The following is a 23827-nucleotide window of genomic DNA, read 5'->3' as shown; positions in this document are numbered from 1 at the left end:
TGATCACCCGCGCCATCTCGGCCCGCGCGGTGGAGTCGCCGCCGAGCAGCCGCTCGGCCTCCGCGATGATCGTCGCCTCGTGGGTCCCAACCAGCTTGACTGTCCCCGCCTCGACGGCCTCCGGCCGCCATTGTCTTGCCGTCGCGCTCCGCGGGCGAAAACTGGACGCCAACCGTATATCGGTCGCCTGAGGCCACGTCCTCCATCGTGACCCCAATCGAACCGTTGGACCGCGTACCAAGCTCGCCAAAGTAGGCCAGGATCGCGTCCCGGCCCTTCTTGTCTTCGGATAACGGACCTGTGCCGCCGACGTGCCAGACCGCGTCTTCAGCGAACAGGTCCCTGAGCGTATTCATGTCGCCACTGCTGAACGCTTCATAGCCCCGCCGAACCAATGCGGCGTTTTCCTGTGCTCCCATTTCGGGCCCTCAATCTTCCTGGCCGGATGCTTGCGAGAAACATTAGGGCCCGTGCTCAGGACCGGTCGAGGGGTGCAGCCCCCAACATTGCCCCCTACTTCACTGTTGGGGCCTTACCCAGCCACAGAGCCGGCCCGGAAGGGCGGGCGGCTGGGACTGCCCCGGGTTTTGTTGACTCTTTGACCTAGCGAGCTTGTGCTCGTGGAAGGAAGTTGACCATGTCCACGGCTTATGGGGCGGAGTTCCGCCAGGATGTTATTGATGTGGCCCGGAAGGGCGAGGCACCGTTGACGCAGATTGCCAAGGATTTCGGGCTTTCGGTCACGACGTTGAAGCGCTGGATTGTCATTGCTGAACGTAAGGAATCCGGGGCCAGTCCGGCGGCCGCGGAGTCAACTGAGATGCGGGAGCTGAAGAAGCGGAACCGCCGGTTGGAGCAGGAGAATGCACTTTGGGGCACACTTTGAGAAGTGATGAGTGCCCGAGCCAAAATTGCCAAGAAACCGCGGTTTATGGGGTGGACGTGAAATGCCGGGAGCGCCCGTGAACCGATGAACTGGTATGAAAAGGTCATCAGTTCGATTCTGATAGGAAGCTCGGGATAAACCCCGGACAGCCCCTTTTTTTAGGGGTTTCCGGGGTTTATCGCTGGTTAACCGGCTTTTCCGGTTTCTACCGCGGACACGGGAGGTGGCCTCCTTATCGACCCAGTCCCCGCTGCCTGTAGCCGCGGGCCCAGATGACCTCGGCCACCGCGCTGAGGGCCATGGGAAATGCGACGACGGCGGCCAGGTGACGCAGCAGGCTGTAGGGGTCCACCAGCGCCGCCCAGCCCACGAGGACGCCTGGCAGCCCGACACAGACGGACACCCACACCGGGTTGCCACGGGCATGTGACCATACGGAAGCTGCGATGGACACGGCGCACCCGGCATAGACAAACAGGTTCCCGGTCCACGACTGCTCCATTTCAGCCGGCGTGGGCAGCCAGAGAAACCAATCGGCACGAGCGATCCCGTAGCTGACCAGGACCAGCGAGCTTAAGACGAGCAGGATCCAGGCAGTGGTTCCGGCCCACCGCCGCTTTGCGTCCGAACTTGTCCCCATCGGGCTGTTCTCCTTGGCAACCAACACGTCACCTGCCGGCGATGAAGGCCTCGATCCGTGCCACGTGGACTTCCGCCAGGCCGCGGTCAGGATCAGGCTGTTCGAGGTGCACCGGCTGGCCGTGACCGCTGGCCCATTTCCTGGCGTCGGGTCCAAGTACGTCATCGATCCATACGACTGAATCCCAGTCAGCGTTGTCGCTGGCGTCCATCCTGGCCAGCCACCGGGCAATCGATGTCAGTTTTGGCGTCGGCACGCCCGCGTCAGACTGCCGGAACACCATGGTGACCCGCAGCGGTTCGACGTCAAGCTCCAGCTGGGCTTCCAGACCGGCGACGGTGTCCGCCGGCCACGTCGACGCCCACGCAATGCGTCCGCTGCGGGCCAGGCGCCGGACCAGGGCGCGCTTCTCGTTGGAGAGCCGAAGCAGCGGCTCATCAATCCCGCCGCCCGGGCGCACGGCAGGATTCAGGACGCCGTCGATGTCGAGCAGGATGATGGGCTTCACGGTTTGATGCACGGCGGGAAGGTGACGGCAACGCAGGCTGTCCGAAGGAATGCCGTGCTGGTGAACCCGGCCGCCGCCGGTGAGATTGCTGCTGTCATGTCCCACTCCCCCAAGTGCCAATGTTGCGCTGAGTCTACTACCCGCGGGCGCGCCAGTTTTTCGCGGGTTCGCCCGTGATCGCGGCGGGGCCTCAGGCCTTGGGAAACTCGTTCAGCTTCGATCGGATGAAGTCCTGGTCCTCGCGGGAAACGGCTGCCTCGCCGTGCTGTCCCGTGGGAAGGCTCTCCCCGCTCTCTTTGGAGATCACCGCCGTGATCGTTCGTGGAAGTATCTGGCATCCCGGGTTGTCGATCAGCCACTTCTGGGTTGCCGGGTCCAGGCGGCCCCATCGGTCTTTGAGGTTCATTGCTGGATGTAGCCTCCGTGCTCAGGTGACAGAACTGACTCTGAAGCGGGCGGCTGTGCCCACCCCAAACCACAAGTAAACGCCGGACCGGGCGGAGGGCACAGGGACCAAAGTCCCTGCCGCGGCGCTTTATTACGGCCGGCGCCCAGGCGCCGGGCAAGGTTCAGGAAACGGCAAGGCAGCCAAGGTATGCTCCGGGTATGACCCCCCGCTTCCAGGCTGCTGTTGCGCGCGCTGCTGCCTTAGACGCTGCATTTCCCGCAGCCTGCAGCCTGCCCGCACCTTCCCCATCTGCCTGCCCGGACAGGGCAGGCCGGGCGCGGGCCGCAGAACAGTCCCGGAAGAGGAATTAGCGGTGGAACCACATGTCCCCCGGCACTTGAGCCAGGACGGGAAGGGTCCCGGCCGCAGGGCGGTTTTGCTGGCGGCAGTGCTGACGATGTCCGCCGCCGTGCCCGACCTGCAGCCGCACCCCAAGCACCAAGTGGGGGGATCGGACATGCCGGCGCCCGACGACGGTGCGGCGGGTGCCAGCTCGACCGTCCTGCACTCCGGGCCCGATGGCGACGCGCCCGCCCCCAACACGCCGGCAGCGCCCATACCGTCACGTGCCCAGATTGTTGACACCTACGGGAAGCACCCGGCCCGGTACTGGGGCCTGGAGGCTCCCGGAGTCCTTACGCGGCTGCCACCCGCTTCACAGGGAATCGCCCTTACTCTTGACTTTTGCGGCGGCCCCGGCGGCAGCGGCTACGACCAGGCGCTGCTCGACACGCTGCGCCAACGCCACATCCCGGCCACGCTCTTTCTGAACTCCCGGTGGATCAATGCCAACCCTGTTGCCACGCGGCAGCTAGCGGCAGACCCCCTCTTCGAGGTGGCCAACCACGGGACTTCGCATAAGCCGCTGTCCACCACCGGCAATACGGCGTACGGCATCCCGGGGACCAAGAACGCGGGGGAAGTCTATGACGAGGTCATGCCGAACGACGACGCCCTGGCGGGCATTACGGGTAAGCGTCCCCGGTACTTCCGCCCAGGCACCGCCTACATGGACGACGTCGCCACGGACATCCTGGGTGCTTTGGGCGTAAAGCCGGTGGGCTTCAGCATCAATGGCGACGGCGGTGCAACCTATCCCGCCGCCGTCGTTGCCCGGGAGGTGGGCAAGGCCCGGGCAGGGGACGTGGTCATCTGCCATGGGAACCACCCCAACGGCGGAACAGCGGAAGGCCTGAAACAGGCGGTGGACAAACTGCTGGCAGCCGGCATGTCCTTCGCCCACCTGCCCTGACCCACTGCACCGAAGCATCATCCGTGGCGGCGCCGTGCCGTTCCGCTGGCGGCCCGCATGCCGATCCGATACGTTGACAGGGGACCTGCCCAGCCGCATCGGATGGACCCTGTCCCGCCGCTGCCGAACGTAAGGAACTGTCCATGCCGGAACAACACGACCTTCCCGCAATCGGCTGGGTTCCCGCCTGGGCGGACCTCCAGGAACGCGGCGCAGACCCCATCGGCGCGGGCTTCGTCGTCGAAGCCGGCATGGGGCAGGATCCCGCAGGCAAGGAATACGTGGCAGGCTGGCCGGGACCTGACGCTGAGAAACTTGCAGGCAAAGCCGCGGGCGAACCCGGTGTGCGCCTTACCCTGCTTTGCGCCGACGCCGGCGCCGCAGAGGGCCTGGCACCGGCCGGCCTCGCTCCCGTGGCTGAGCAGGTCCTGCTCATGGCCCCGACAGCCGGGCTGGACGTGGCTGTGGAGCTGCCCGAAAACTCCCAGGTGGCCCTGGCACCCATGGAGACCTATGACGCCGTCGAAATCACCGTTTTCGACCACCCTGTCGCCAAGGGCCGCATCCAGGTGCGGGATGACTTCGCGGCGGTGGCCATCACCGAACTCCCGCAGGGGCCGGAGAAGGAGGCCTTCGAACGGGGCCTGTTCGCGGCGATGGCGGAGGAGGCTTTCCTCCATGGCGCCGAGTACCTGCATATGGTGGTCCACCCGGACGCTGCCGCCTCCTACGAGGCATCCGGGTGGGCCGCTGCGGGCCGTCTGGCGAGTTTCGAAAGGAACTGACGACGGCGGGCCAGCCCACCGGGGTTGGCGCCAGGCAGCCGGGGACCTGCGGCGGCCAGCCTGACCCGCTGGGTGAAGGGCCCTAATCCGGCCTGCCCACCACCACCTGGGAGGGGCTGTGGGTGACGTAGCCGTTGGCCCAGGAAAACAGCGCCCTGACCTTCTGCTGGAATCCGGGCAGCAGGGCCAGGTGGACCGCCAACCACGACACGAATGCCAGGGGCCCCTGAAGCTGCAGGCGCCGGCGGCCCAGTTCCGCGACCGCCGCGCCGCGTCCCACCATGGCCATGTACCCCTTGTCCCAGTAGCGGAAGGGCTCGCGCACTCCGCCGGTAAGATCCGCGTAGATGTTGCGGGCCGCCCACTTACCCGATTGCTGGGCCACCGACCCGAGCTGTGGCAGCTTGTTCCCGGCTGCGTCGGTGATGTTGGCGGAGTCGCCCAGCACATAGACGCCCTCGACGTCAGGGACGCTCAGATCAGGCTGGACGTCCACGCGGCCGCCCCTGCCTTGCTTCAGGCCGGACTCGGTGATGATCCGCCCGGCCTGCAGCCCGCCGGCCCACACCACAACCCGGGCAGGAATCACCGTCCCGTCCTTGAGGGTCACCCCGTCCGGGCGGACGTCAGCCACGGGCTGGCCCATATGCAGCTGCACGCCGAGTTTTGTCAGGCGGTCCCGGGCGTACGCCTGCGATTTCTCCGAAAAGGCGGCAAGGACGTTCGGAACCATATCCACCAGATGGACATGGCACCGACCCGCCAGCTCCGGCGAGAAGTACTTCGGCACGAGGTATTTCACGTTTTCGGCCAGCGCGCCGGCAGTCTCGACGCCGGTGGGGCCACCGCCCACCACAATGACGTCAGCGCCGGCCCCGGGCTCGCGGTCGGCCTCGTCCAGGATGGCGGTGATGGCCGCGCTGAGCCGCGTTGCATCCGCCACCGAGTACAGCGGGTAGGCATGCTCATCCGCGCCCGGGGTGTTGAAAAAGTTCGGAACTGCCCCCGTGGCGATGACCAGGGCCTGGGCCCGGTAGGTGGAACCGTCCGCGGTGGTCACGGTCCGGTTCGCCGCGTCGATGGCGGTCACCTCCGCCGTCAGGACCCGGACGCTGTTGATTCCGCGGAACTCCGCGCGCAGCGGCCGCGTCACCGTGGATACGCCGATCTGGGACGCAGCCACCTGGTAGAGGAGTGGCTGGAACTGTTGGTAACTGTTGGCGTCAAGCAGCAGAACCCGGACACCTTTGCGGCCCAACTCTTCAGCCGCAGCTTTCCCGGCAAAACCGCCGCCAACCACGATGACCTGATATGAATCGTCCATTCGTGCAACTTACCCCTCCCGGCCTGCGAGTAACAGGGTGCCTTTTCCCGCACCGGCCGTGGGGGCGTGGGCCGGTCTCCCACGGCGGTGAATCTACGGAAGGCAGCGTTCCCGGCACCTAAGATGGCGGCATGGAAGACGAAGCCCTGGCGGACATTGCCGACCGGCTGTATGCAGGGGCGCTGGAGGACTTCATTGCAGCCCGCGCCGCCGCCGCCAAAGAGGCAGCGGGCCGGGACAAGGACCTCGCGGCAGCGGTGCGGGGACTGCCGAAACCTTCCGTCGCCGCGTGGGCGCTCAACATGCTTGCCAGGCACCGGCCGGACGTGCCGGCCCGGCTGGGCGACCTTGGGGCACGGATGCGGGCCGCCCAGGACTCGCTGGACGCCCCTGCCATGCGCGAACTCGGCCGGGAGCGGCGCACCATGCTCGCAGACGCCGTCGACACCGCCCGGTCTGTGGCCCTTGAGCAGGGCCGGCCCATCAGCGACGCGATGGCAGCCGACGTCGAGGAAACACTCCGGGCCCTGACTGCGGACACGGGTGCAGCCAACGCCGTTGCCAGTGGGCGGCTGCTGAAAGTCCTCTCCTCGGACGGCGTCAACGACGTGGACCTTGGCGGCGCGGTGGCCCTCCCCGGTCTGCTCCCGGCCGCACCGCCGAACCGGGCCGCCGATACTCCCCCGCCTGCACGGCGGGTGGCCGGTATGAAGACGGCAGGGGTGAAGCCGCCAGCCGGGAAAACGCCAGCGGCGAAGGTGGCGGCATCGAAGACGCCGGCGACGGCGCCGCACGGCACCGCGCCAACGCCGGCGAAGCCCCGGCTTGAGGCAGTCCGGCAGACCCCCCGCCCGGCCTCGCCGCCTGCGCTGGAACGGGCCAGGGCCGCCCTCGAGGAAGCCCGGGAGGCCGAAGAAGCAGCGTCACAACTGGCCGGCGGCCTGCGGGAGCAGGAAGAGCAGGCGCGTGCGGACATCGCGGAACTGCAACAGGAAACGGCTGAACTCAGGAGCCGGCTCAAGGCCGCCGAAGAACGCCTTGACCGCTCCCGCAAGCAGCTTGCCACCACCGCAGCGGAAGCGAAACAGGCCGCACGGGCGGCAGACAAAGCCAGCCGGACGGCAATGCTGGCGCAGGAGCGCGTACTCCGCCTGGGCAGCAGCTAAAGGGAGGGCGCATACGGGAATGGCCCGGGAAAAATCCTGTCGCCCCGGGCGCGGACGGGACCTACTCTGGAGCTATGGACGCCGCAGCAACTCATGCCTTTGCGATTCCGCCGGTATCAGTCCACCGCCCCACCACGGCCAGGGAAGACATCATTACCCTGGCCGCGGGCGTCTGGCTCCTCACCGGGACCTATGTTGACGGGTGGGCCCACAACAACCTGCGAAACCTCGAGACGTTCTTCACTCCGTGGCACGCTGTCCTCTACTCGGGCTTCGCTGCATGTGCCGTTTGGATCGCCGCGCTGACCTGGCGCCGGCACGCACCGGGCACGCGGTGGATGGACGCCGTCCCTGCCGGCTACGGGGCCGCAGCGGCCGGCGTCGTACTCTTCCTCGCATCCGGGGCAGGAGACTTCGCCTGGCATTCGGTGTTCGGGATCGAGCAGAACATCAGCGCCCTGTTCAGCCCGTCCCATCTGGGCCTGGCCACTGGCGGCTTCCTCATCCTGGGAGCACCCTTCTCCGCCGCGTGGCACACCCCGGCCCGGCCGTGGCCACGGCTGCTCCCGGTCGTAGCCAGCGCCGTGCTCGCCGGCATGGTTGCCGCGTTCATCCTGCAGGAGTTCGCGGTCTTCGCCCGCCACGGACTCATCCAGACGTACACAACCGTTGCCGGGACGCAGCCCGCGGTGACGGTACCGACGTCCTCAAGCATCATGGTGTCCCTGGCATCGTTCCTCGTCTCGACGTTCGCGCTCTTTGTTCCCGTCCTGTTGCTGTCGCTGCGGTGGCGCCTGCACCCTGCCGTTCCGGCGGCCATGGCGCTGGTCCCCTCCGTCGCCCTGCAGGTCATGGTGGCGCTGCGCGACGCCTGGCTGGTCCCGGTTGCCCTGGTCGGTTCCATCCTCGTGGGCGCGGTGTGGGCGGTGGTCCGTCCCACCCCTGGCCGTCCCGCACGGCTCATGACCGCGGCAGGCCTCACCCCGGTGGTGTTTTGGGCCCCATATTTCGCCGGCGTGGCACTCCACGACGGCGCCCTCAGTTTCTCGCCCGAGGTCTGGAGCGGGACCCTTGTATGGACCGGACTCGGCATGCTCGCACTCGCCGCGCTCACGCTGAAGGTGCGGGCCGCCGCGGCCACCACCCAGGATCCAAGGGCCCGCTGACCGGCCGGCCACACCCGTCCTGCGGCCCCGTGCCCGGCGTCTGTCCACAACACGCGGAGTCGGTTCCAAAGAATGTCAGACCCTGGTTGCAGACTGGATTCATGGAAAACCAAGCAGTACAGGAATTTCACGTGACGTACTTCGACGCCGACTGCGGCCGGGCACGGTCCGAGGTCTTTGACACACTTGAAGAAGCCGAGCGCTTCGCCGGCCGGCACTGCCACGGCGAGGACAGCTGGGCCGTGGTGGACGCCGTCACCGTGGAGCACGTCCAGATCGCTGCCTGACCGGCCCACATCCGCCCGGCCCGGTACAGGTCAGATTAAAAGCCTCAGCCCGTGCTGCCTGGCGGTTGCCGGCAGCACGGGCTGGGGTTGGCTTGGCGGGGTTCCACCGGCCGCTGGGACCGGTGCCGCCGTCACGGCCTAGGCGAAGTCGGAGACCGCGGGATCGGGGCCGATGCGGCCTTCGCCGCCGGCGGTCCGGTCCAGGTTGTTGATGGCTTCGACGTCTTCCGGATCGAGGGATACCTCAAGGGCTGCGTAGTTCTCCTTGATCCGTGACTCGGTCACGGACTTGGGGATGACCACGTTGCCGATCGCCAGGTGCCAGGCGATAACCACCTGGGCCGGGGTGGCCTGGTGCTTGGCAGCGATGGAGGCGACCGCCGGGTCCTGCAGCAGTTCCCCGCCCTGGCCCAGCGGAGACCATGCCTGGGTCAGGATGCCCTTGGCGGCACCGAACTCACGCAGTTCGCGCTGGCTGAAGTAGGGGTGCAGTTCGATCTGGTGGATGGCCGGGACCACGCCCGTTTCGTCGATGAGCCGCTGCAGGCCCTCTGCGGTGAAGTTCGAGACACCGATGGACTTCACCCGTCCGCGCTTCTGGAGTTCGATCAGCGCCTTCCAGGTGTCAACGTACTTGTCCTGCTTGGGCTGCATCCAGTGGATCAGGTACAGGTCAAGGGTTTCCAGGCCGAGCCGGTCCATGGACTCCTCGAAGGCGGCGAGGGTGGACTCGTAGCCCTGGTCCGCATTCCACAGCTTGGTGGTGATGAAGATTTCCTCCGAAGACAGGCCGGAACTGGCAATGGCCCGGCCCACGCCTGCCTCATTGCCGTAGATCTTTGCCGTGTCGATATGCCGGAAGCCGGCCTCGAACGCCTGGCGCACGACCTTTTCAGCCACGTCGTCCTCAACCTGCCACACACCGTAGCCGAGCTGGGGGATCGTGTTTCCGTCATTGAAAGTCAAGGTAGGTGAAAGAGTCATGCTTTCATCCTGCCAAAGCTGTCCGCCCCGGCGCTCCTGATTCGGCCCCTGTCAGCCACACGCTTAACTGAAAAGTAGGCTTCCAAATCGGGAATATCCCGCGGCACCTGTGCAGCTATTCCGCGTGAAGCTGCCTCTCGGCGTCGTCCACCTGCTGGAAGACAGCCTCGGCGCGGCGGTGGACTGATGCTGCACCCACCGGCACCGGACCCACGGCGAGCCGCAGCATTGCCGCCGCCTCTGCCGTCGTTGCCAGCGAATTTCCTGCCTTGGACAAGGACCTGTGGACGTCCGCCAGGGCCGCCGGTATGTCCAGGCCCTCGCTGGGGGCACGCCGCTGCGCCTCCATGCAGACAGCCCGGACGCGCGGAAGCAGGGCGGCGAGTTGGTTGGCGATGGCCACCAGTTCGCCGTACAACTGGTCGTCCTCCACGCCCTCGAGCACCTGGTGGAAGCGGTCCAGTCCCCGGTGGAAGCGGTCGTGCGCCCGGCGCCACAACCCCCGGCCCAGCTCTGCGTCGTCTTTGCGCCCCTGCCTGGCGGCGCTGAAAAAGCCCAAGCGGAACCTACAGGTACTGGCCCGGGCCGTGGTCCGGGTCCTCACGTTGGCTGGGCCGTGCCGGCTGCCCCGGCCGGGTGCCGGCCGGCGCACGTTGGGGCTCGCCGTTTTCCCCGATCACGACGCCGGGCGCAATCATGGTGCCAGGCGGCAGCTGGCGCAGCTGCAGCTGTGCCGCTGCGTGTTCCCGGGCTGCGTTCTGGGCCGCAATGGCCGTCTGGATCCCGTGGAAGAGGCCCTCCAGCCACCCCACCAGCTGGGCCTGGGCGATCCGAAGCTCGGCGTCGGAGGGAGTGGCCTCGTCGGAGAGGGGCAGGCTGATCCTGTCCAGCTCCGCCACCAGTTCCGGCGCGAGCCCGTCCTCAAGTTCCTTGATGGAGCGCTCGTGGATGGCGGCGAGCCGGCCCCTTGCGGCGTCATCCAGCGGTGCGGACTTCACCTCTTCGAGGAGCTGCCGGATCATGGTGCCGATCCGCATCACCTTGGCGGGCTCGTCCACCAGGTCCTGCAGGCTGCTGCCCCGCTGCCTGCCGTCCCCGTCAGACGGGGCCTGGACAGGTGCCTCGCTGTCATCAACGGGAGTGCCTTCTACCGGGAGATCCTCAGCTGCCTGAGTGTCATTGGGATCGCTCATGCGTTCATACTCTCACGGCCCATGCAGGCAGGGCCCACCGGGAAGTCCGGTGGGCCCTGCCTGTCCGCTGCGGGCTCAATCAGCAGCACCGGCCCTGGGGGTTGCTGTCCTGGCGGTCCGTACGGTCGCGCCAGAACTCCCGCTCCGTCAGGGGTGCTTCCTGATGCCCTGCCGCCCGGTGGTGTTCCAGGTACTTGGCGTAGGCGTCGGCGCCCATGACGCCGCCCAGGTAGCGGGCGAACCCGCGGAACCCGTTGGCAACCAGGGCGATGCCGGTGCTCATCAGTGCCCTGCCCGTTCAAGGCGGGCCTCGGCGGGCACTTTCTGCCACTCGGCAGCCAGTTCACGTTCCGCGGTTGTCGGGACCAGCCCGGCCGGGGCGAAGACGCGCGACCGAACAGCCGGGTCCTCGTTGTCGGCGGTGGCCACGCCAGCCGACCGGTCACGGAACGCCTTGACCGTGGCGAGCACCGCCGTCGCAATCACGATAATGCTGAGCACCACGAAGATCACGGACAGCCAACCCTGGATGGCGGTGTTTCGGACCACGGCTTCCATCGCAGCGACTGATTTCGCTGTGCCAAACTCCTTCTTGCCGTCGGCCAGGGCCTTGCTGAAGGCAGCGTTGTTGGCGAAGTACCCCACGGCAGGAGTGGAGGAGAAGATCTTCTGGTAGCTCGCCGTAATGGTGACCACCGCGGCGAAGGCCAGCGGCAGGGCCACGATCCAGAGGTACTTGAAGGTTCCGCGCTTGGCGACGATGGCCAGGCACACGGCCAGCGCAATGGCGGCCAGCAACTGGTTGGCGATGCCGAACAGCGGGAACAGGGTGTTGATGCCGCCCAGCGGATCGGTGACGCCCATCAGCAGCACCGCACCCCAGGCAAGCACCATGACGGCAGTGCAGAACCAAGCGCCCGGCCGCCAGGAGGCTTCCTTGAACTTGGGGACGAAGTTGCCGATGGAGTCCTGCAGCATGAAGCGGGCAACGCGGGTGCCGGCGTCCACCGCGGTGAGGATGAAAAGGGCCTCGAACATGATGGCGAAGTGGTACCAAAACGCCATCATGGCTGTCCCGCCGATGAACTGCTGCATGATGTGCGCCAGGCCGACCGCCAGGGTAGGAGCACCACCGGAGCGGGACACAATGCTCTGCTCCCCGACGTCCTTGGCGGTCTGCGCCAGGAGGTCCGGCGTGATGTTGACTCCGGCCAGGCCGAGGCTGTTGACCCACTGCGCGGCTGTCTCCACCGTGCCGCCCGTCAGGGCGGTGGGGGCATTCATCGCAAAGTAGATGCCGCGGTCAATCGAAATGGCCGCCACCAGGGCCATGATGGCGACGAAGGATTCCATCAGCATTCCGCCGTAGCCGATGAAGCGGGTCTGGCGTTCCTTCTCGATCAACTTGGGTGTGGTGCCCGAGGAGATCAGCGCGTGGAAGCCCGAGAGCGCACCGCAGGCGATGGTGACGAACAGGAAGGGGAACAGGGCACCGGAGAAGACGGGTCCGTTCTCGCGGGAGGCGAATTCGCTGAAGGCCGGAACCGTGATTTCGGGGCGGACCACGATGATGGCCAGCGCCAGCATGACGATTACGCCGATCTTCATGAAGGTGGAGAGGTAGTCGCGGGGGGCCAGGAGCAGCCACACCGGCAGGATCGCAGCGATGAAGCCGTAGATGATCAGGCCCCAGGCGATGGTCACCTTGTCCAGGTGGAAGAACGCCGCGCCCCATTCGGTGCCGGCCACGGCACCGCCGCCGATGATGGCAGCCATCAGCAGGACGAAGCCAATGATGGAGACTTCCATGACCTTGCCGGGGCGCAGGTAGCGGAGGTAGACGCCCATGAAGAGGGCGATGGGGATGGTCATGCCCACGGAGAACACGCCCCACGGGCTTTCGCCCAAAGCGTTGACGACGACGAGCGCCAGGATGGCCACGATGATCACCATGATGAGCAGGGTGGCGATGAGGGCGGCCGTGCCGCCGATGATGCCGAGTTCCTCGCGCGCCATCTGGCCGAGGGAACGGCCGCCGCGGCGCATCGAGAAGAAGAGCACCAGGTAGTCCTGCACGGCTCCCGCGAGGACCACCCCGATGATGATCCAGATGGTGCCGGGCAGGTAGCCCATCTGCGCCGCGATGACCGGGCCCACCAGCGGGCCGGCGCCGGCGATGGCGGCAAAGTGGTGGCCGAAGAGCACGTTGCGGTCGGTGCGGACGTAGTCCTTGCCGTCGGCCTTGTACTCGGCCGGGGTCGCGCGGCGGTCATCCGGCCTGGTGATGTAGCGTTCGATCACCTTGGAGTAGAAGCGGTACCCAATCAGGTAGGTGCACACGGAGGCGAAGACGAACCAGATGGCGTTGACGGTTTCACCGCGGACAATCGCCAGCATGAACCAGGCGACTCCGCCCAGCAGGGCGATCGCGGCCCAGAGCGCGATCTTTGCCGGGGTCCATTTCCGGTCCTCGGCTTCGAGCCGCGCCTCGTCCACGGCGGGCGGGGGAAGATCCGGGTCCGTAGCCAGTCCGCCCTCCGCTCGGGATTCGTTCTTCCGTTGGTCAGGCACTCCGGCCATGTCTCCTCCTTGAGAGATTTCCCGCTTTTGCTACTGGGGACCCTACCAACGCCGGTCAGCGCTTTAGCGGCCGACGGCGGCGCGGCGCCGGGCCGTGCGGTGAGCGGCAGCGACGCGGCGACGAATGAGGGGACGGCGGCCCGCCTGCTACGCCAGGCCCCGGCGGGACAGGGGCAGGCCCGAGCGGGTACAGGCCCACGCCAGCGCCCCGGCCGTGCACGGGACAGCAACCACGAGGGCCAGCAGATGCAGCCAGGGAACCTCCACCGCCGTCCGCATGTCCGTGGACAGGACTAGCAGGAGAGCCGGCACTGACCCGGCGAGCGCCCCCAGCGCGGCCCCAACCCCAGAGGTAAACAGGGCCTGGGAGCCTGCCAGCGCCCTGCGCAGCCTTGGTGCTGCGCCGACCCCGGCAAGGGTGGCATGGTCCGTGCGGGCGTCGGCCAGGGACAGGCCGGTGGTGATGCCCGCTGCGCTGAAAGTGACGAGGGCGGCGGCGGCCACGATGGACCAGGTCATCCACTGGCTCCCCTGGGTAATGCCCGGTTCGGCCTGGAAGGTCATGCCGGCCTGGCCGTAAACGGCAGCAGCCGCGGCGGAGGCTGCATCCGCCTCAGCCTGGGACGGGTACGTGGCCAGCTGCACCAGCAGTCCGGCGGGTTCCGGCCGCAGGTCAAGCCGTTGGGCTGTTTCGGGCGAGACAACTCCGTAGTAAGGGACCGCGACCACCGGCTCAAGTACCGTTGCGGGCAGCGGGATACTTCGTACCGTTGCGGGGACCGTGCCGGGCCCTGAGGGCGCGGGCCCGTGCGTCCTCACGTCTTTGCCTTCCAGCAGGATTGCTCCATCTCTAATGAAGACCGGGTTGGTCACCACCATCCCGCCGGCGTCCAGCACCGCCAGGGCCTCAGCGGGCGCACTGCGTCCCAGCGCCGCCCGGATTTCCTCTTCGCCGCCGACCAGGATGGCCCGGTCGGAGGGTTGTTCATTGACCATGGAACCGCGGCACCGCCAGTCCCCCGGGTCCGTCAACCTTCCCTTGGGGGTGGTCGGGCACTCATTGCCCTTCGGCCTGGCAAGTGAAAACAGCAGGCAATTGGAGGTATCCGTCAGTGCCGGCAGCCCTGGATCGGCGGGCCCCTCAGGGCAGTTCCGCAGGCCGGCAGGAGCCGCGATGAGCTGGGTTGATTCAACGGTCCCCAAGGCACCTGCCACCGCCGAGGACAGTGTGGATGCTTCCACGTGCAGGGGCGGCCGGCGGCTGCCGTCCGCCGCCGGGGGCCGGTCCACCGTCAACGGCAGATACGCCTGGTCCTGCAGCCCGCTCCAGTAATGCGCGTCCCGCAGGCCCGCTTGTTGGCTGGCCGAGAGGACCAGGGCCGCGCCCGCAAGTGTGGCGGCGGCCAGGACTGCCGCCACCGCGGGAACGCTGCGGCCGCGGTTCCGTGCCGAATCCCGCGCTGCCATCCGCAGGGAGAGGGACAGCCGTTGCGTCCTGGACGTGAGGCAACCGATCAGCCAGCCGGTCAACATCACCAGGCCTGCAACTGCGGCGACCGCCCCCGCAATCAGCATCGTGACCACCAAGGGCAGTTGGTCCGCCCGCCGGTCCGGGTCCGCGGTGGACCCGCTGATAAGCCAGCCGGCTGCCAGCAGCCCCGCGGCAAGTGCCAGCGTCCCGGCACCGGCCACGGTCATTCGCCGCCCCTTCGGTGCCGTTGTCCTCCCGGATTTGAGCGCGCCCAGCACCGCCTGCCGTGACACCTGTCGTGCCGGGACCATGGCCGCCAGCACACATGCTCCCAGCCCCATGGCCATGGCCATCGCGGTCAGCGGGACATCCGGGTGCAGGCCGGCCAGCCGGGCAGAACCAGTCGAGCGGACCACGTGCACGACGACGGCGGCAGCCCCCAGCCCCGCCGCGGCTCCCAGGGCCACGGCAAAGCTGCCGAGCCAGAGTCCACCCGCGGTGACGACGGCACCGATGGTGGAACTTTCCGCTCCCGCGGATGCCAGCAGCGCCAGTTCGCGCACCTGCCGCCTGGCTCCGACAGCGAAGGCGGCACCGGCCAGCAAACCCACTTCGAGCAGTGCGAGCGCCCCGACCAGCCCGAAGGTGGCATAGACGGTCAGCAGCACCGACGTATTGTCGTGCAGCTGCGCACCTGGAACGGTGCGTTGGTCGACGGGCGGCGGATTCAGCACCACACTGCGGGAGAGCACGCCCACGCCTTTGCTGTTGGCCTCCTTGATCTGTTCCCAGGTGACCGGCCCAGGGCCCACCAGGTAGTAGGACACGGACTGGCGGGTCAGCGGCCCCTGTGGGAGGTCGGCCGGAACCTGGCTTGCCTGCAGGTACAGAAAGCTGTTGCCGTCCGAGGCAGCCGCGTCGCGGATGGTTCCCACCGGGACAAAGGTTCCGGTCGACGTCGTAAAGTCCTGTCCGAAGGTGATGTGGAACCGCGTCATCAGTCCGGGCGAAACCAGCACCTCCCTCCCGTCCCGCGGTGCCCTTCCGGCCAGGAGGCTGAACTTGCCGGTGAAGGCCGGGTTGAGTGCGTCCACCTCGCGGCCCTGCAGTGAAACGAGGGCCTTCCCCACGCCGGTGGTCAGCTGCAGCAGGCGATGCGGAAGGATTTCATAGCCTGCCGGGATGGCGTCCAAAGGGTCGGTCCGCTGGAAATCCGGGTCATAGCGGCCGGTGCTGGAGGCGACGACGCCGTCATCGAGCGGATCCTGCAGGGAATCCGCGCTGGGCACCGGCAGGACGCCGAACCTGGCCTGGGTGTTGCCCAGTTCGTACCGGACCGTCTCCCCAGGCGTGCGCTGGGAGCTCTGGTAGAGGGTGGCGGCGCCGGTCATTCCGGCCACGGGCAGCATGATCAGCAGGATGATCAGGAGGGAGCGGCCTTTGTGGCGGGCGATGTCGCGGCGCGCCAGCCGCAGGGCAACGCGGCAGCTGCTCCGGCGCCCCTGCGGCACCGGAGCGAGGTCAAGCGGCATCAGAGTCCGGCCTGCGTCAGGAGCATGGTGGGATCGTGCATGGCGGCGGCCTGGTCGATAACGCGCCCATCCCTGAGGAAGACCACCCGGTCCGCCCAGGCGGCATGCCTGGCCTCGTGGGTGACCAGCATGACCGCCGCCCCGGCGTCGGCCCGGGCCCGCAGCACCTCCATGACCCCGTGGCCGGTGGTCGAATCCAGTGCACCGGTGGGTTCGTCAGCCAGGATCAGCCGCCGGTTGCCCACTATGGCCCGGGCGATCGCCACGCGCTGCTGCTGTCCGCCGGACATCTGGTCCATGAACCGGTCCGCCAACTCCGGGATGCCCACCTGCCGCAGCGCGTCCGCGGCCTGCCGGTGCGCCTTCCTCGCGGATGTTCCATCCAGCTCCAGCGGCAGCGCCACGTTTTCGCCGGCAGTCAACGTGGGGACCAGGTTGAAGTCCTGGAAAACGTAGCCGACGGCGCGGCGGCGCAGGCGGGCCAGTTCATTCAGGCCCAGCCCGGCCAGGGGCGTGGATTCGACAAAGACAGCGCCCGACGTCGGCCGGTCCAGTCCGCCGGCGACGGCCAGCAGGGAGGACTTGCCTGAGCCCGAAGGTCCCATGACAGCGACGAACTCCCCCGCCGATATGGTGAGGTCGACGTCGCGGAGTGCGGCGACCGCCGTCGCGCCTTCCCCGAAGGTCCTGCCAACCTTGGCGAGTTCAAGGACCTGCTGCGGCCCCTGCACGCTCACCGGCGGCTGTCCGCGCTGAGCGGGGCATCTTCCGGGGCCCCGTTGGACGCCTTCCGGGCAGGACCTGTGGCGGCGGCCTGGGCCTGCTGGACCATCCTGGCCTCGCAGAGGTCAAGCCAGCGGACTTCCGCTTCGGTCTGGAAGATCAGGGAGTCGAGCACCAACAGCCAGGCGGTATCCGTGGCCCGCTGGTTCGCCGCCGTGTCACGCCGGGCCTTGGTGTAGTCCTGCAGGGCCCTGATGGACGCCACGCGCTGGGCCTGGATGATGGCCTGGACATCCACCCCAGGCAGGGTGACGGCGAGCGCGAGCTTGATGGCGAGCTCATTGCGGGGCGGGTTGTTCCGCTCCACCGGGGCGGCAAACCAGCTCCGCACCTCCGCTTTGCCGGCCGGGGTGATGCTGTACACCACATGGCCTTCGCCGTCATCGCCTTCCTTGGCCACCAGGGCATCGCGTTCCAGCCGGTCCAGGGTGGTGTACACCTGCCCGATATTCAGGGGCCAGGTGGCTCCGGTGCGGTTCTCGAACTCGACCCGCAGCTGATAGCCATAGCGTGGCTGGTCCTGCAGCAGGGCGAGGAGGCTGTGGCGAATCGACATATTGCTCCCCCGGGCTTAGTCATTTACCGGCATGCACAGGCCCCCAAGACCCGTGCATACCGCGTATAGCCAGCCTAGACCGGAAGCATCCCGAAACGCAATACCGGGTATGTATCGGCGGGCCTACATCACCAGGAGGATCTTGCCCACGTGATCGCCGCTGTCAAAGTACCGGTGCGCCGCACCCACTTGGTCCAGGGGGAATGTCTTGGCAACCAGGGGACGGATCCTGCCGTCTGCCACCAGCGGCCACACAGCCTCACGCACGGCGGTCATGATGGCACCTTTTTCCGCCACCGGCCTGGGCCGCAGGGCAGTAGCAACCACGGCCGCCCGCTTCTTCAGCAGCAGCCCCAGGTCCAGTTCACCCTTGGTTCCGCCCTGCAGGCCAATGACCACCAGGCGCCCGTAGTCGGCCAGGGCGTCCACGTTCTGCTGCAGGTACTTGGCGCCCACCACGTCCAGGATGACGTCGGCCCCCTTGCCGCCGTTCTGCCGCCGAAGGCTCTCCGGAAAGTCTTCCTCTTTGTAATTGATGGCGATATCCGCCCCGAGGAAGGCTTTGGCGGTACTGACCTTTTCCTCAGTCCCGGCCGTGGTGGCCACCTTGGCGCCGAAGGCCTTGGCGAGCTGGATGGCCATGGTGCCGATCCCGCCGGTGGCGCCGTGGATGAGGACCGTTTCGCCCGGCTGCAGCTGCGCCGTCATGATGAGGTTTGAGTACACCGTCGCGGCCACCTCCGGCAGCGACGCGGCGGTGACCAGGTCAACCCCTTCGGGGACGCGCAGCACCTGCTCGGCCGGGACCGCCACCTGCTGGGCGTAGCCGCCGCCTGCCAACAGGGCCACTACCTTGTCCCCCAGCGAGAAAGGCTTGCTGACGCCGGGTCCGAAGCCGGCGATCCGTCCTGATACTTCCAGCCCGGGGACCTCGGAAGCGCCCGGCGGCGGCGGGTAGAAGCCCCTGCGCTGCTGGACATCGGCCCGGTTCAGGCCGGCCGCCACCACGTCAATCAGCACTTCGCCCTGGCCGGGCGCCGGGGCGGCCACGTCCCGCACTTCCAGCACTTCCGGGCCGCCCGGTTCCGATATGTAGACGGCTTTCATGGACCTCTCCCGTTCCTGACTAAAATCCTGGCTGCATCCAGTGTGCACCGCGCGCTTCCCCGGGCCTGTTTTGTTGCAGGCAAGCGCCTATGAAACACTACTAGCTGAGGAAGGTTGTCCGAGCGGCCGAAGGAGCTGGTCTTGAAAACCAGTGTGCGGTAACCCCGTACCAAGAGTTCGAATCTCTTACCTTCCGCAAGGGAACCCCTGGCAGCCTGTAGGCCGCCAGGGGTTTTTTGCTTTAAGCAGCCCCGGCCTGCCTTGTTGCGCACACGTAAATTTTTTGGACTAACCCCCTGCCAAAGCCCTGCCCCAAAGCTACCCGCGGGTACTGTTTGTGACTGCCGGCACATTTGCGTGTTTGCCGGCAGCATCACTCCCGCCAACAGCACCTCCGGTCCGGGCTAGGGAAGCTCCGGGCCGCAGGGCGGGCCGCTCCGCTGGGGAACGTCCCGCCGAATGCACGCTCTAGCCACCCTGCGTTCATTCAGCGCTGTTGTCATGTGCCGGACACCACTTGACCAGGAGCAGGGTCCGGGCCCACGTCCGATCGGTACAACCCCGGACGCACTCCACCGGGTCCCCACCCGGACACCTCAATGAAAGTAAGAGCGGATGCATCAAAAAACATGGAAGTTATCGCTGGGCACAGCGTTGTCCGCGGGGCTCATCGCCGCCCCGCTGGCAGCTGTCCCGGCGGCCGCGGAGGTCTCAGCCGCGGCCGGCACCTCACCCGTTGTCATCAACGAGGCCTACCTCAGCGGCGGCAGCAGCGGCGCCGCCTACAGGAACAAATTCGTGGAGCTGTACAACACCTCGGACGCCCCTGTCTCCCTTGAGGGCTGGTCCGTGCAGTACCGCTCCGGAACCGGCACTGCGGCGCCAAGCGGGGTGGCTGCCCTGTCAGGGTCCATCCCGGCCAATGGCTACTACCTCGTCCAGGGCGGAAGCAATGGCACCAACGGCGCTGACCTGCCCACGCCTGACCTCGTGGCCGGCGCCCTGAACTTCGCCGGGGCCTCGGGCACCATCGTGCTCGCCAAGCAGCCCACCGCCGTCGCACTTCCCACCGGTTCCGTGGTGGAAACAGCTGGCGTGGCCGACCTCCTGGGCTACGGTGCCTCCAACACCTTCGAGACCCTGGCTGCTGCGGCACCTGCCGGAAACACCGATGTGAAGAGCCTCAACAGGGCCGCCGGGGCGGACAGCAACAACAACGCCGCTGACTTCACGCTCCTTGGCGCCATCACACCAACACCTGCGGGCGGCACAGCTCCGGCTCCCGACCCCACCCCCTCGCCCTCGCCGGATCCCGTTTCAAGGACTATCGCAGAAATCCAGGGCACAGGGACGGAAAGCCCGCTGGCCGGAGCCACCGTCACCACCAAGGGCAAAGTCACGGCAGCCTTTCCGACGGGCGGCCTCAACGGCTACTACCTCCAGACGCCGGGCACGGGTGGTGACCTGACGGCCACCAACCACGCCGCATCCGACGGCATCTTCGTCTACTCCCCCGCCACCGTGGCTTCGGTGCAGGCCGGTGACTACGTTCAGGTGACGGGCACAGTGGCCGAGTACTACGGCATGACCCAGCTCAACGTCCCGGCGGCGGGCCTCACCAAGCTCACCGAAGCTGCGCCCGAGGTCAAGCCCACCATCTTCACCCTTCCCGCCGCGGAAACCTTCCGGGAATCGCTGGAAGGCATGCTGCTGGCACCCCAGGGGCCCCTGACGGTGAGCGACAACTACAGCCTGAACCAGTACGGCGAGATTGGCCTCGCGGGCGGGACCACTCCCCTGGTCCAGCCCACAGCTGTGGCACCGTTCGGCTCCGCCGAGTACACCGCCGTGGTGGCTGACAACGCTGGCCGCGGCATCAAGCTCGACGACGGGTCCAGCACCAATTTCCTGAAGGACGCCGCCACCAAGGCCGAGGTCCTGCCGTACCTGACCACCACGGACCCCGTCCGCGTGGGTTCGCCGGTGGACTTCACCACCAACGTGGTGCTGGGTTACGCCAACAACTCCTGGAAGCTCCAGCCGCTGACCCACCTGACCGAGGTCAACAAGGCAACGGTCCAGCCGGCCGGCTTCGGAGCCACCCGGACGGATGCCCCGGCAGCCGTTGGCGGCAACGTCAAGATCGCCTCGTTCAACGTCCTGAACTACTTCCCCACCACCGGTGACATGCTCTCCGGCTGCAAGTTCTACACCGACCGCGCAGGCAACCCCATCACCGTCAGCGGCGGCTGTGACGCCCGCGGTGCAGCCAACGCGGAGAACTTCAAGCGCCAGCAGGACAAGATCGTCTCTGCCATCGCCAAGTCCGGCGCCGACGTGGTGACCCTGATGGAGGTTGAAAACTCCGCGCAGTTCGGCAAGGACCGCGATGATGCCCTGGCCAAACTCGTGGAGGCGCTCAACATCCCCACCCCCGGCATCTGGGACTACGTCCGCACTCCCGCGAACGCACCCCCGCTGGCTGACGAGGACATGATCCGCACCGCGTTCATTTACAAGAAGGCGGCCGCCGAGCCCCTGGGTGAGTCCATCATCCACAACGACACCGTGGCCTTCGCCAGTGCCCGCAAGCCGCTGGCCCAGGTCTTCAAGCCCGTCGGTGCCCCTGATGACAAGAAGTTCATCGCGATCGCCAACCACTTCAAGTCCAAGGGCTCAGCTGCCACTCCGGACGACACCGACAAGGGCCAGGGCAATTCAAACCTCGCCCGCACCGCCCAAGCGCAGTCCCTGCTGGCGTTCTCCGACGAGCTGCAGAAGTCCAAGGGCACCGACAAGGTTTTCCTGATCGGTGACTTCAACTCCTACGGCAAAGAAGACCCGATCAACGTCCTCACGGGCGCCGGGTATGTCAACCAGGACGACAAGGCGCGAAACGCCGACGGCACCGCCAAGCACTCCTACCTCTTCGGCGGCATGGTGGGCTCCCTCGACCACATCCTGGCCTCCCCGGCGGCCAACGCCGTCGTCACCGGCGCGGACATCTGGAACATCAACTCGGTGGAGTCCGTGGCGCTGGAGTACAGCCGCTACAACAACAACGTCACCAACTACTACGCACCGGACCAGTTCCGCGCCAGCGACCACGATCCCGTGGTGGTGGGCCTGGACCTTCCGGCCACCCCTGCGACCGTTGACCTGAACCTCCTGAACGTCAACGACTTCCACGGGCGCATCGACGCCAACACCGTCCAGGTGGCCGGGACCATTGAAAAGCTCCGCGCCGCAGCCGCTCCGGGGGCCACGGCGTTCCTGTCCGCAGGTGACAACATCGGCGCCTCCCCGTTCGCCTCCGCGGTCGCCAAGGACCAGCCCACCATCGACGTCTTGAACGCCTTGGAGCTGAAGGCGTCGGCCGTGGGAAACCACGAGTTCGACGGCGGCTGGGCGGACCTGCGCGACCGCGTCATCGCCGGCGGCACCAATGCGAAGTTCCCCTACCTCGGCGCAAACGTCTACAAAAAGGGCACCACCGAGCCGGTCCTTCCGGAGTACACGGTGCTGGACCTGAACGGCGTCAAGGTGGCCGTGATCGGCACCGTGACCCAGGAGGTCCCCTCCCTGGTCACTCCCGCCGGCATCGCCGACCTCGACTTCGGCGACCCGGTGGACGCCATCAACCGGGTGGCCGCAAAGATCACCGCGGACAAGATTGCCGACGTCATCATCGTGGAGGACCACGACGGCGCCGGCTCGGGTGTGGTGGAAGGCGCCACGCTGGAGCAGGAAGTGGCAGCCGGCGGACCTTTCGCCAGGCTGGTCACCGAAACGTCCGCTGACGTTGATGCCATCTTCACCGGCCACACCCACAAGGAATACGCCTGGGACGCACCTGTTCCCGGCGTGGCGGGCAAGACCCGGCCCATCGTGCAGACCGGCAACTACGGCGAGAACGTGGGCCAGATCCAGTTGACCGTGGACACCGCCAGCAAGCAGGTGACCGCCTACAAGGCCGGGAACGTCAAGCGCACCACCGACGCTGCCGCCGGCCTGGTGGCTGCGTACCCGCGGGTGGCCGCCGTCGACGCAATCGTCAAAAAGGCCCTGGCGGACGCCGCTGTGGTGGGCAACCAGCCCGTGGGTTCGGTCACCAAGGACATCACCACGGCTTTCACCACCGATGCCACCGGCACCGCCAAGCGCGATGACCGCGGCAGCGAATCCACCCTCGGCAACCTGGTGGCCGACTCGCTGCTTTCCTCCCTGCAGCCGGCAGAGCTCGGTGGCGCGGAAATCGGCGTCGTGAATCCCGGCGGCCTGCGCAACGAGCTGTACTACGCGCCGGACGGCACCATCACCTACGCCGAGGCCAACGCGGTCCTGCCGTTCGTGAACAACCTGTGGACCACGTCGCTGACCGGTGCGCAGTTCACGACCCTGCTGGAGCAGCAGTGGCAGACCAACCCGGACGGCACGGTCCCCAGCCGCGCTTACCTGCAGCTGGGCCTGTCCAAGAACGTGAACTACACCTACGACGCCGCCCGGGCCGCGGGTAACCGGATCACCGGGGTGCGGGTGAACGGTGAACTGCTGGACCCGGCCAGGTCCTACCGGGTGGGCACATTCAGCTTCCTGGCCACGGGAGGCGACAACTTCCGGATCTTCACCGAAGGCACCAATACCCGGGATTCCGGGCTGGTGGACCGGGACGCCTGGATCGGGTACCTCCAGAAGAGCAGCCCGGTGGCTCCGGACTTTGCGCGGCGTTCGGTGGCGGTCACCAACACCACCGCCGACGGGGTCAAGCCCGGTGGGCCCGTCACCCTGGCGGTCTCGAAGCTTGACCTGACCTCCCTGGGCAGCCCGGTGAACACGGCCCTGGAAGCTTCGTTCACCGACGCTACGGGCACGGTCACCCCGCTGGGCACCGTACCGGTGGCCGCCGGCGCGGCCTCGGTGGACCTGGCCGTCCCGGCCGGGGCGGCGGAGGACGCGGCAACCCTGGTGCTCACCGCCGTCGAGTCCGGGACCACGGTGAAGGTGGCCGTACTGGTGGGAGCCGATACGCCGGCGCAGCCGGTCTGCGTTCCGCCGGTCAAGCCCACCCGTCCCGCTGACGTCAGGGGGCAGGCGAACTACGGCCAGGCCATGGCCGCCTACCGCGCCTGCCTGCGGGGCTAAAACCCTGGATGCGCCAT

19 protein-coding genes, 1 tRNA gene and 3 pseudogenes are annotated in these 23827 nt (G+C 67.4%); 8 read left to right on the top strand and 15 right to left on the bottom strand.

The genetic code is table 11. The features are described 5' to 3' along the window. Window positions 1–13 precede the first annotated feature (13 nt). A pseudogene (locus ACWRN3_RS15320) lies at window positions 14–172 on the bottom strand (hypothetical protein); the annotation flags it as partial. Continuing rightward, window positions 141–419 (bottom strand): annotated as a pseudogene (locus ACWRN3_RS15315) (nuclear transport factor 2 family protein); the annotation flags it as partial. The pseudogenes ACWRN3_RS15315 and ACWRN3_RS15320, both read right to left, overlap by 32 nt. A 218-nt stretch (window positions 420–637) precedes the next feature. Here ACWRN3_RS15315 and ACWRN3_RS15310 point away from each other — a divergent pair. Then, window positions 638–871: pseudogene (locus ACWRN3_RS15310) on the top strand (transposase); the annotation flags it as partial. A 247-nt stretch (window positions 872–1118) separates the two neighbouring features. Here ACWRN3_RS15310 and ACWRN3_RS15305 read toward each other — a convergent pair. The 3 genes from ACWRN3_RS15305 to ACWRN3_RS15295 form a co-directional block, all read right to left on the bottom strand. Further along, window positions 1119–1526 (bottom strand): hypothetical protein, encoded by a 408-nt coding sequence (locus ACWRN3_RS15305; RefSeq protein ID WP_476741195.1) that lies wholly within the window; start codon window positions 1524–1526, stop codon window positions 1119–1121. Window positions 1527–1554: 28 nt separating this feature from the next. Next, complete coding sequence (locus ACWRN3_RS15300; protein ID WP_476741194.1) at window positions 1555–2046, bottom strand: HAD domain-containing protein; 492 nt, start codon at window positions 2044–2046, stop codon at window positions 1555–1557. A 178-nt stretch (window positions 2047–2224) separates the two neighbouring features. After that, complete coding sequence (locus ACWRN3_RS15295; RefSeq protein ID WP_224024964.1) at window positions 2225–2440, bottom strand: hypothetical protein; 216 nt, start codon at window positions 2438–2440, stop codon at window positions 2225–2227. 355 nt (window positions 2441–2795) lie between these two features. Here ACWRN3_RS15295 and ACWRN3_RS15290 point away from each other — a divergent pair, with 355 nt between their 5' ends. Together ACWRN3_RS15290 and ACWRN3_RS15285 are read left to right on the top strand one after the other, a co-directional pair. Further along, window positions 2796–3734: a polysaccharide deacetylase family protein gene (locus ACWRN3_RS15290; RefSeq protein ID WP_476741193.1), complete on the top strand. Its 939-nt coding sequence runs from the start codon at window positions 2796–2798 to the stop codon at window positions 3732–3734. Between the two features lie 143 nt (window positions 3735–3877). Beyond that, a complete protein-coding gene (locus ACWRN3_RS15285; protein ID WP_476741192.1) occupies window positions 3878–4519 on the top strand; it encodes a hypothetical protein in 642 nt (213 codons plus the stop codon). Window positions 4520–4601: 82 nt separating this feature from the next. Here the strand turns inward: ACWRN3_RS15285 and ACWRN3_RS15280 are convergent, their stop codons facing one another. Beyond that, window positions 4602–5843, bottom strand: coding sequence for an NAD(P)/FAD-dependent oxidoreductase (locus ACWRN3_RS15280; RefSeq protein WP_324644126.1), 1242 nt, complete (start codon window positions 5841–5843; stop codon window positions 4602–4604). A gap of 131 nt (window positions 5844–5974) precedes the next feature. Here ACWRN3_RS15280 and ACWRN3_RS15275 point away from each other — a divergent pair, with 131 nt between their 5' ends. The 3 genes from ACWRN3_RS15275 to ACWRN3_RS15265 all read left to right on the top strand — a co-directional run bounded on the left by ACWRN3_RS15275 (window position 5975) and on the right by ACWRN3_RS15265 (window position 8462). After that, window positions 5975–7009 carry a hypothetical protein gene (locus ACWRN3_RS15275; protein ID WP_476741191.1) on the top strand — a complete coding sequence of 345 codons (1035 nt, stop codon included), beginning with the start codon at window positions 5975–5977 and terminating at the stop codon, window positions 7007–7009. 74 nt (window positions 7010–7083) lie between these two features. Then, entirely contained in the window at window positions 7084–8175 is a 1092-nt protein-coding gene (locus ACWRN3_RS15270; protein WP_476741190.1) for a hypothetical protein, read from the top strand. A 101-nt stretch (window positions 8176–8276) separates the two neighbouring features. After that, window positions 8277–8462 carry a hypothetical protein gene (locus tag ACWRN3_RS15265; protein ID WP_476741189.1) on the top strand — a complete coding sequence of 62 codons (186 nt, stop codon included), beginning with the start codon at window positions 8277–8279 and terminating at the stop codon, window positions 8460–8462. A 138-nt stretch (window positions 8463–8600) separates the two neighbouring features. On the opposite strand, the gene ACWRN3_RS15260 is transcribed toward ACWRN3_RS15265, so the two are convergent. The 9 genes from ACWRN3_RS15260 to ACWRN3_RS15220 form a co-directional block, all read right to left on the bottom strand. After that, complete coding sequence (locus tag ACWRN3_RS15260) at window positions 8601–9446, bottom strand: aldo/keto reductase (protein ID WP_255174445.1); 846 nt, start codon at window positions 9444–9446, stop codon at window positions 8601–8603. A gap of 115 nt (window positions 9447–9561) precedes the next feature. Beyond that, complete coding sequence (locus ACWRN3_RS15255; RefSeq protein WP_476741188.1) at window positions 9562–10005, bottom strand: hypothetical protein; 444 nt, start codon at window positions 10003–10005, stop codon at window positions 9562–9564. A gap of 7 nt (window positions 10006–10012) precedes the next feature. Then, on the bottom strand, window positions 10013–10639 hold the full coding sequence (locus ACWRN3_RS15250; protein ID WP_476741187.1) for a bacterial proteasome activator family protein: 627 nt from the start codon (window positions 10637–10639) through the stop codon (window positions 10013–10015). Between the two features lie 79 nt (window positions 10640–10718). Further along, complete coding sequence (locus tag ACWRN3_RS15245) at window positions 10719–10922, bottom strand: YbdD/YjiX family protein (protein ID WP_324644121.1); 204 nt, start codon at window positions 10920–10922, stop codon at window positions 10719–10721. Continuing rightward, window positions 10922–13219, bottom strand: a complete 2298-nt coding sequence (locus ACWRN3_RS15240) for a carbon starvation CstA family protein (protein ID WP_476741186.1) — start codon at window positions 13217–13219, stop codon at window positions 10922–10924. Before ACWRN3_RS15240 ends, ACWRN3_RS15245 begins: the two co-directional genes overlap by 1 nt. Window positions 13220–13366: 147 nt before the next feature. Then, complete coding sequence (locus ACWRN3_RS15235) at window positions 13367–16222, bottom strand: FtsX-like permease family protein (RefSeq protein WP_476741185.1); 2856 nt, start codon at window positions 16220–16222, stop codon at window positions 13367–13369. Further along, complete coding sequence (locus ACWRN3_RS15230) at window positions 16222–16959, bottom strand: ABC transporter ATP-binding protein (protein WP_476741184.1); 738 nt, start codon at window positions 16957–16959, stop codon at window positions 16222–16224. Before ACWRN3_RS15230 ends, ACWRN3_RS15235 begins: the two co-directional genes overlap by 1 nt. Then, a complete protein-coding gene (locus ACWRN3_RS15225; RefSeq protein WP_324644117.1) occupies window positions 16956–17561 on the bottom strand; it encodes a PadR family transcriptional regulator in 606 nt (201 codons plus the stop codon). The genes ACWRN3_RS15230 and ACWRN3_RS15225 overlap by 4 nt, the downstream gene beginning before the upstream one ends. Window positions 17562–17684: 123 nt before the next feature. Next, a complete protein-coding gene (locus ACWRN3_RS15220; RefSeq protein ID WP_476741183.1) occupies window positions 17685–18668 on the bottom strand; it encodes an NAD(P)H-quinone oxidoreductase in 984 nt (327 codons plus the stop codon). A 108-nt stretch (window positions 18669–18776) separates the two neighbouring features. Here ACWRN3_RS15220 and ACWRN3_RS15215 point away from each other — a divergent pair. Further along, a tRNA-Ser gene (locus tag ACWRN3_RS15215) sits at window positions 18777–18864 on the top strand. A 419-nt stretch (window positions 18865–19283) separates the two neighbouring features. Continuing rightward, window positions 19284–23810: an ExeM/NucH family extracellular endonuclease gene (locus ACWRN3_RS15210; RefSeq protein ID WP_476741182.1), complete on the top strand. Its 4527-nt coding sequence runs from the start codon at window positions 19284–19286 to the stop codon at window positions 23808–23810. Window positions 23811–23827 lie beyond the last annotated feature (17 nt).

The organism is Pseudarthrobacter sp. rb (assembly GCF_056389225.1).
Note: the sequence above shows the minus strand (reverse complement) of the source record. Positions and strands in the feature narration are given on the sequence as shown.

Coding starts and splice junctions, on each gene's coding strand:
- ACWRN3_RS15305 (WP_476741195.1), bottom strand. CDS start 1,526: ATGGGGACAAGTTCGGACGCAAAGCGGCGGTGGGCCGGAACCACTGCC.
- ACWRN3_RS15295 (WP_224024964.1), bottom strand. CDS start 2,440: ATGAACCTCAAAGACCGATGGGGCCGCCTGGACCCGGCAACCCAGAAG.
- ACWRN3_RS15285 (WP_476741192.1), top strand. CDS start 3,878: ATGCCGGAACAACACGACCTTCCCGCAATCGGCTGGGTTCCCGCCTGG.
- ACWRN3_RS15280 (WP_324644126.1), bottom strand. CDS start 5,843: ATGGACGATTCATATCAGGTCATCGTGGTTGGCGGCGGTTTTGCCGGG.
- ACWRN3_RS15275 (WP_476741191.1), top strand. CDS start 5,975: ATGGAAGACGAAGCCCTGGCGGACATTGCCGACCGGCTGTATGCAGGG.
- ACWRN3_RS15270 (WP_476741190.1), top strand. CDS start 7,084: ATGGACGCCGCAGCAACTCATGCCTTTGCGATTCCGCCGGTATCAGTC.
- ACWRN3_RS15265 (WP_476741189.1), top strand. CDS start 8,277: ATGGAAAACCAAGCAGTACAGGAATTTCACGTGACGTACTTCGACGCC.
- ACWRN3_RS15260 (WP_255174445.1), bottom strand. CDS start 9,446: ATGACTCTTTCACCTACCTTGACTTTCAATGACGGAAACACGATCCCC.
- ACWRN3_RS15250 (WP_476741187.1), bottom strand. CDS start 10,639: ATGAGCGATCCCAATGACACTCAGGCAGCTGAGGATCTCCCGGTAGAA.
- ACWRN3_RS15245 (WP_324644121.1), bottom strand. CDS start 10,922: ATGAGCACCGGCATCGCCCTGGTTGCCAACGGGTTCCGCGGGTTCGCC.
- ACWRN3_RS15240 (WP_476741186.1), bottom strand. CDS start 13,219: ATGGCCGGAGTGCCTGACCAACGGAAGAACGAATCCCGAGCGGAGGGC.
- ACWRN3_RS15235 (WP_476741185.1), bottom strand. CDS start 16,222: ATGCCGCTTGACCTCGCTCCGGTGCCGCAGGGGCGCCGGAGCAGCTGC.
- ACWRN3_RS15225 (WP_324644117.1), bottom strand. CDS start 17,561: ATGTCGATTCGCCACAGCCTCCTCGCCCTGCTGCAGGACCAGCCACGC.
- ACWRN3_RS15220 (WP_476741183.1), bottom strand. CDS start 18,668: ATGAAAGCCGTCTACATATCGGAACCGGGCGGCCCGGAAGTGCTGGAA.
- ACWRN3_RS15210 (WP_476741182.1), top strand. CDS start 19,284: ATGCATCAAAAAACATGGAAGTTATCGCTGGGCACAGCGTTGTCCGCG.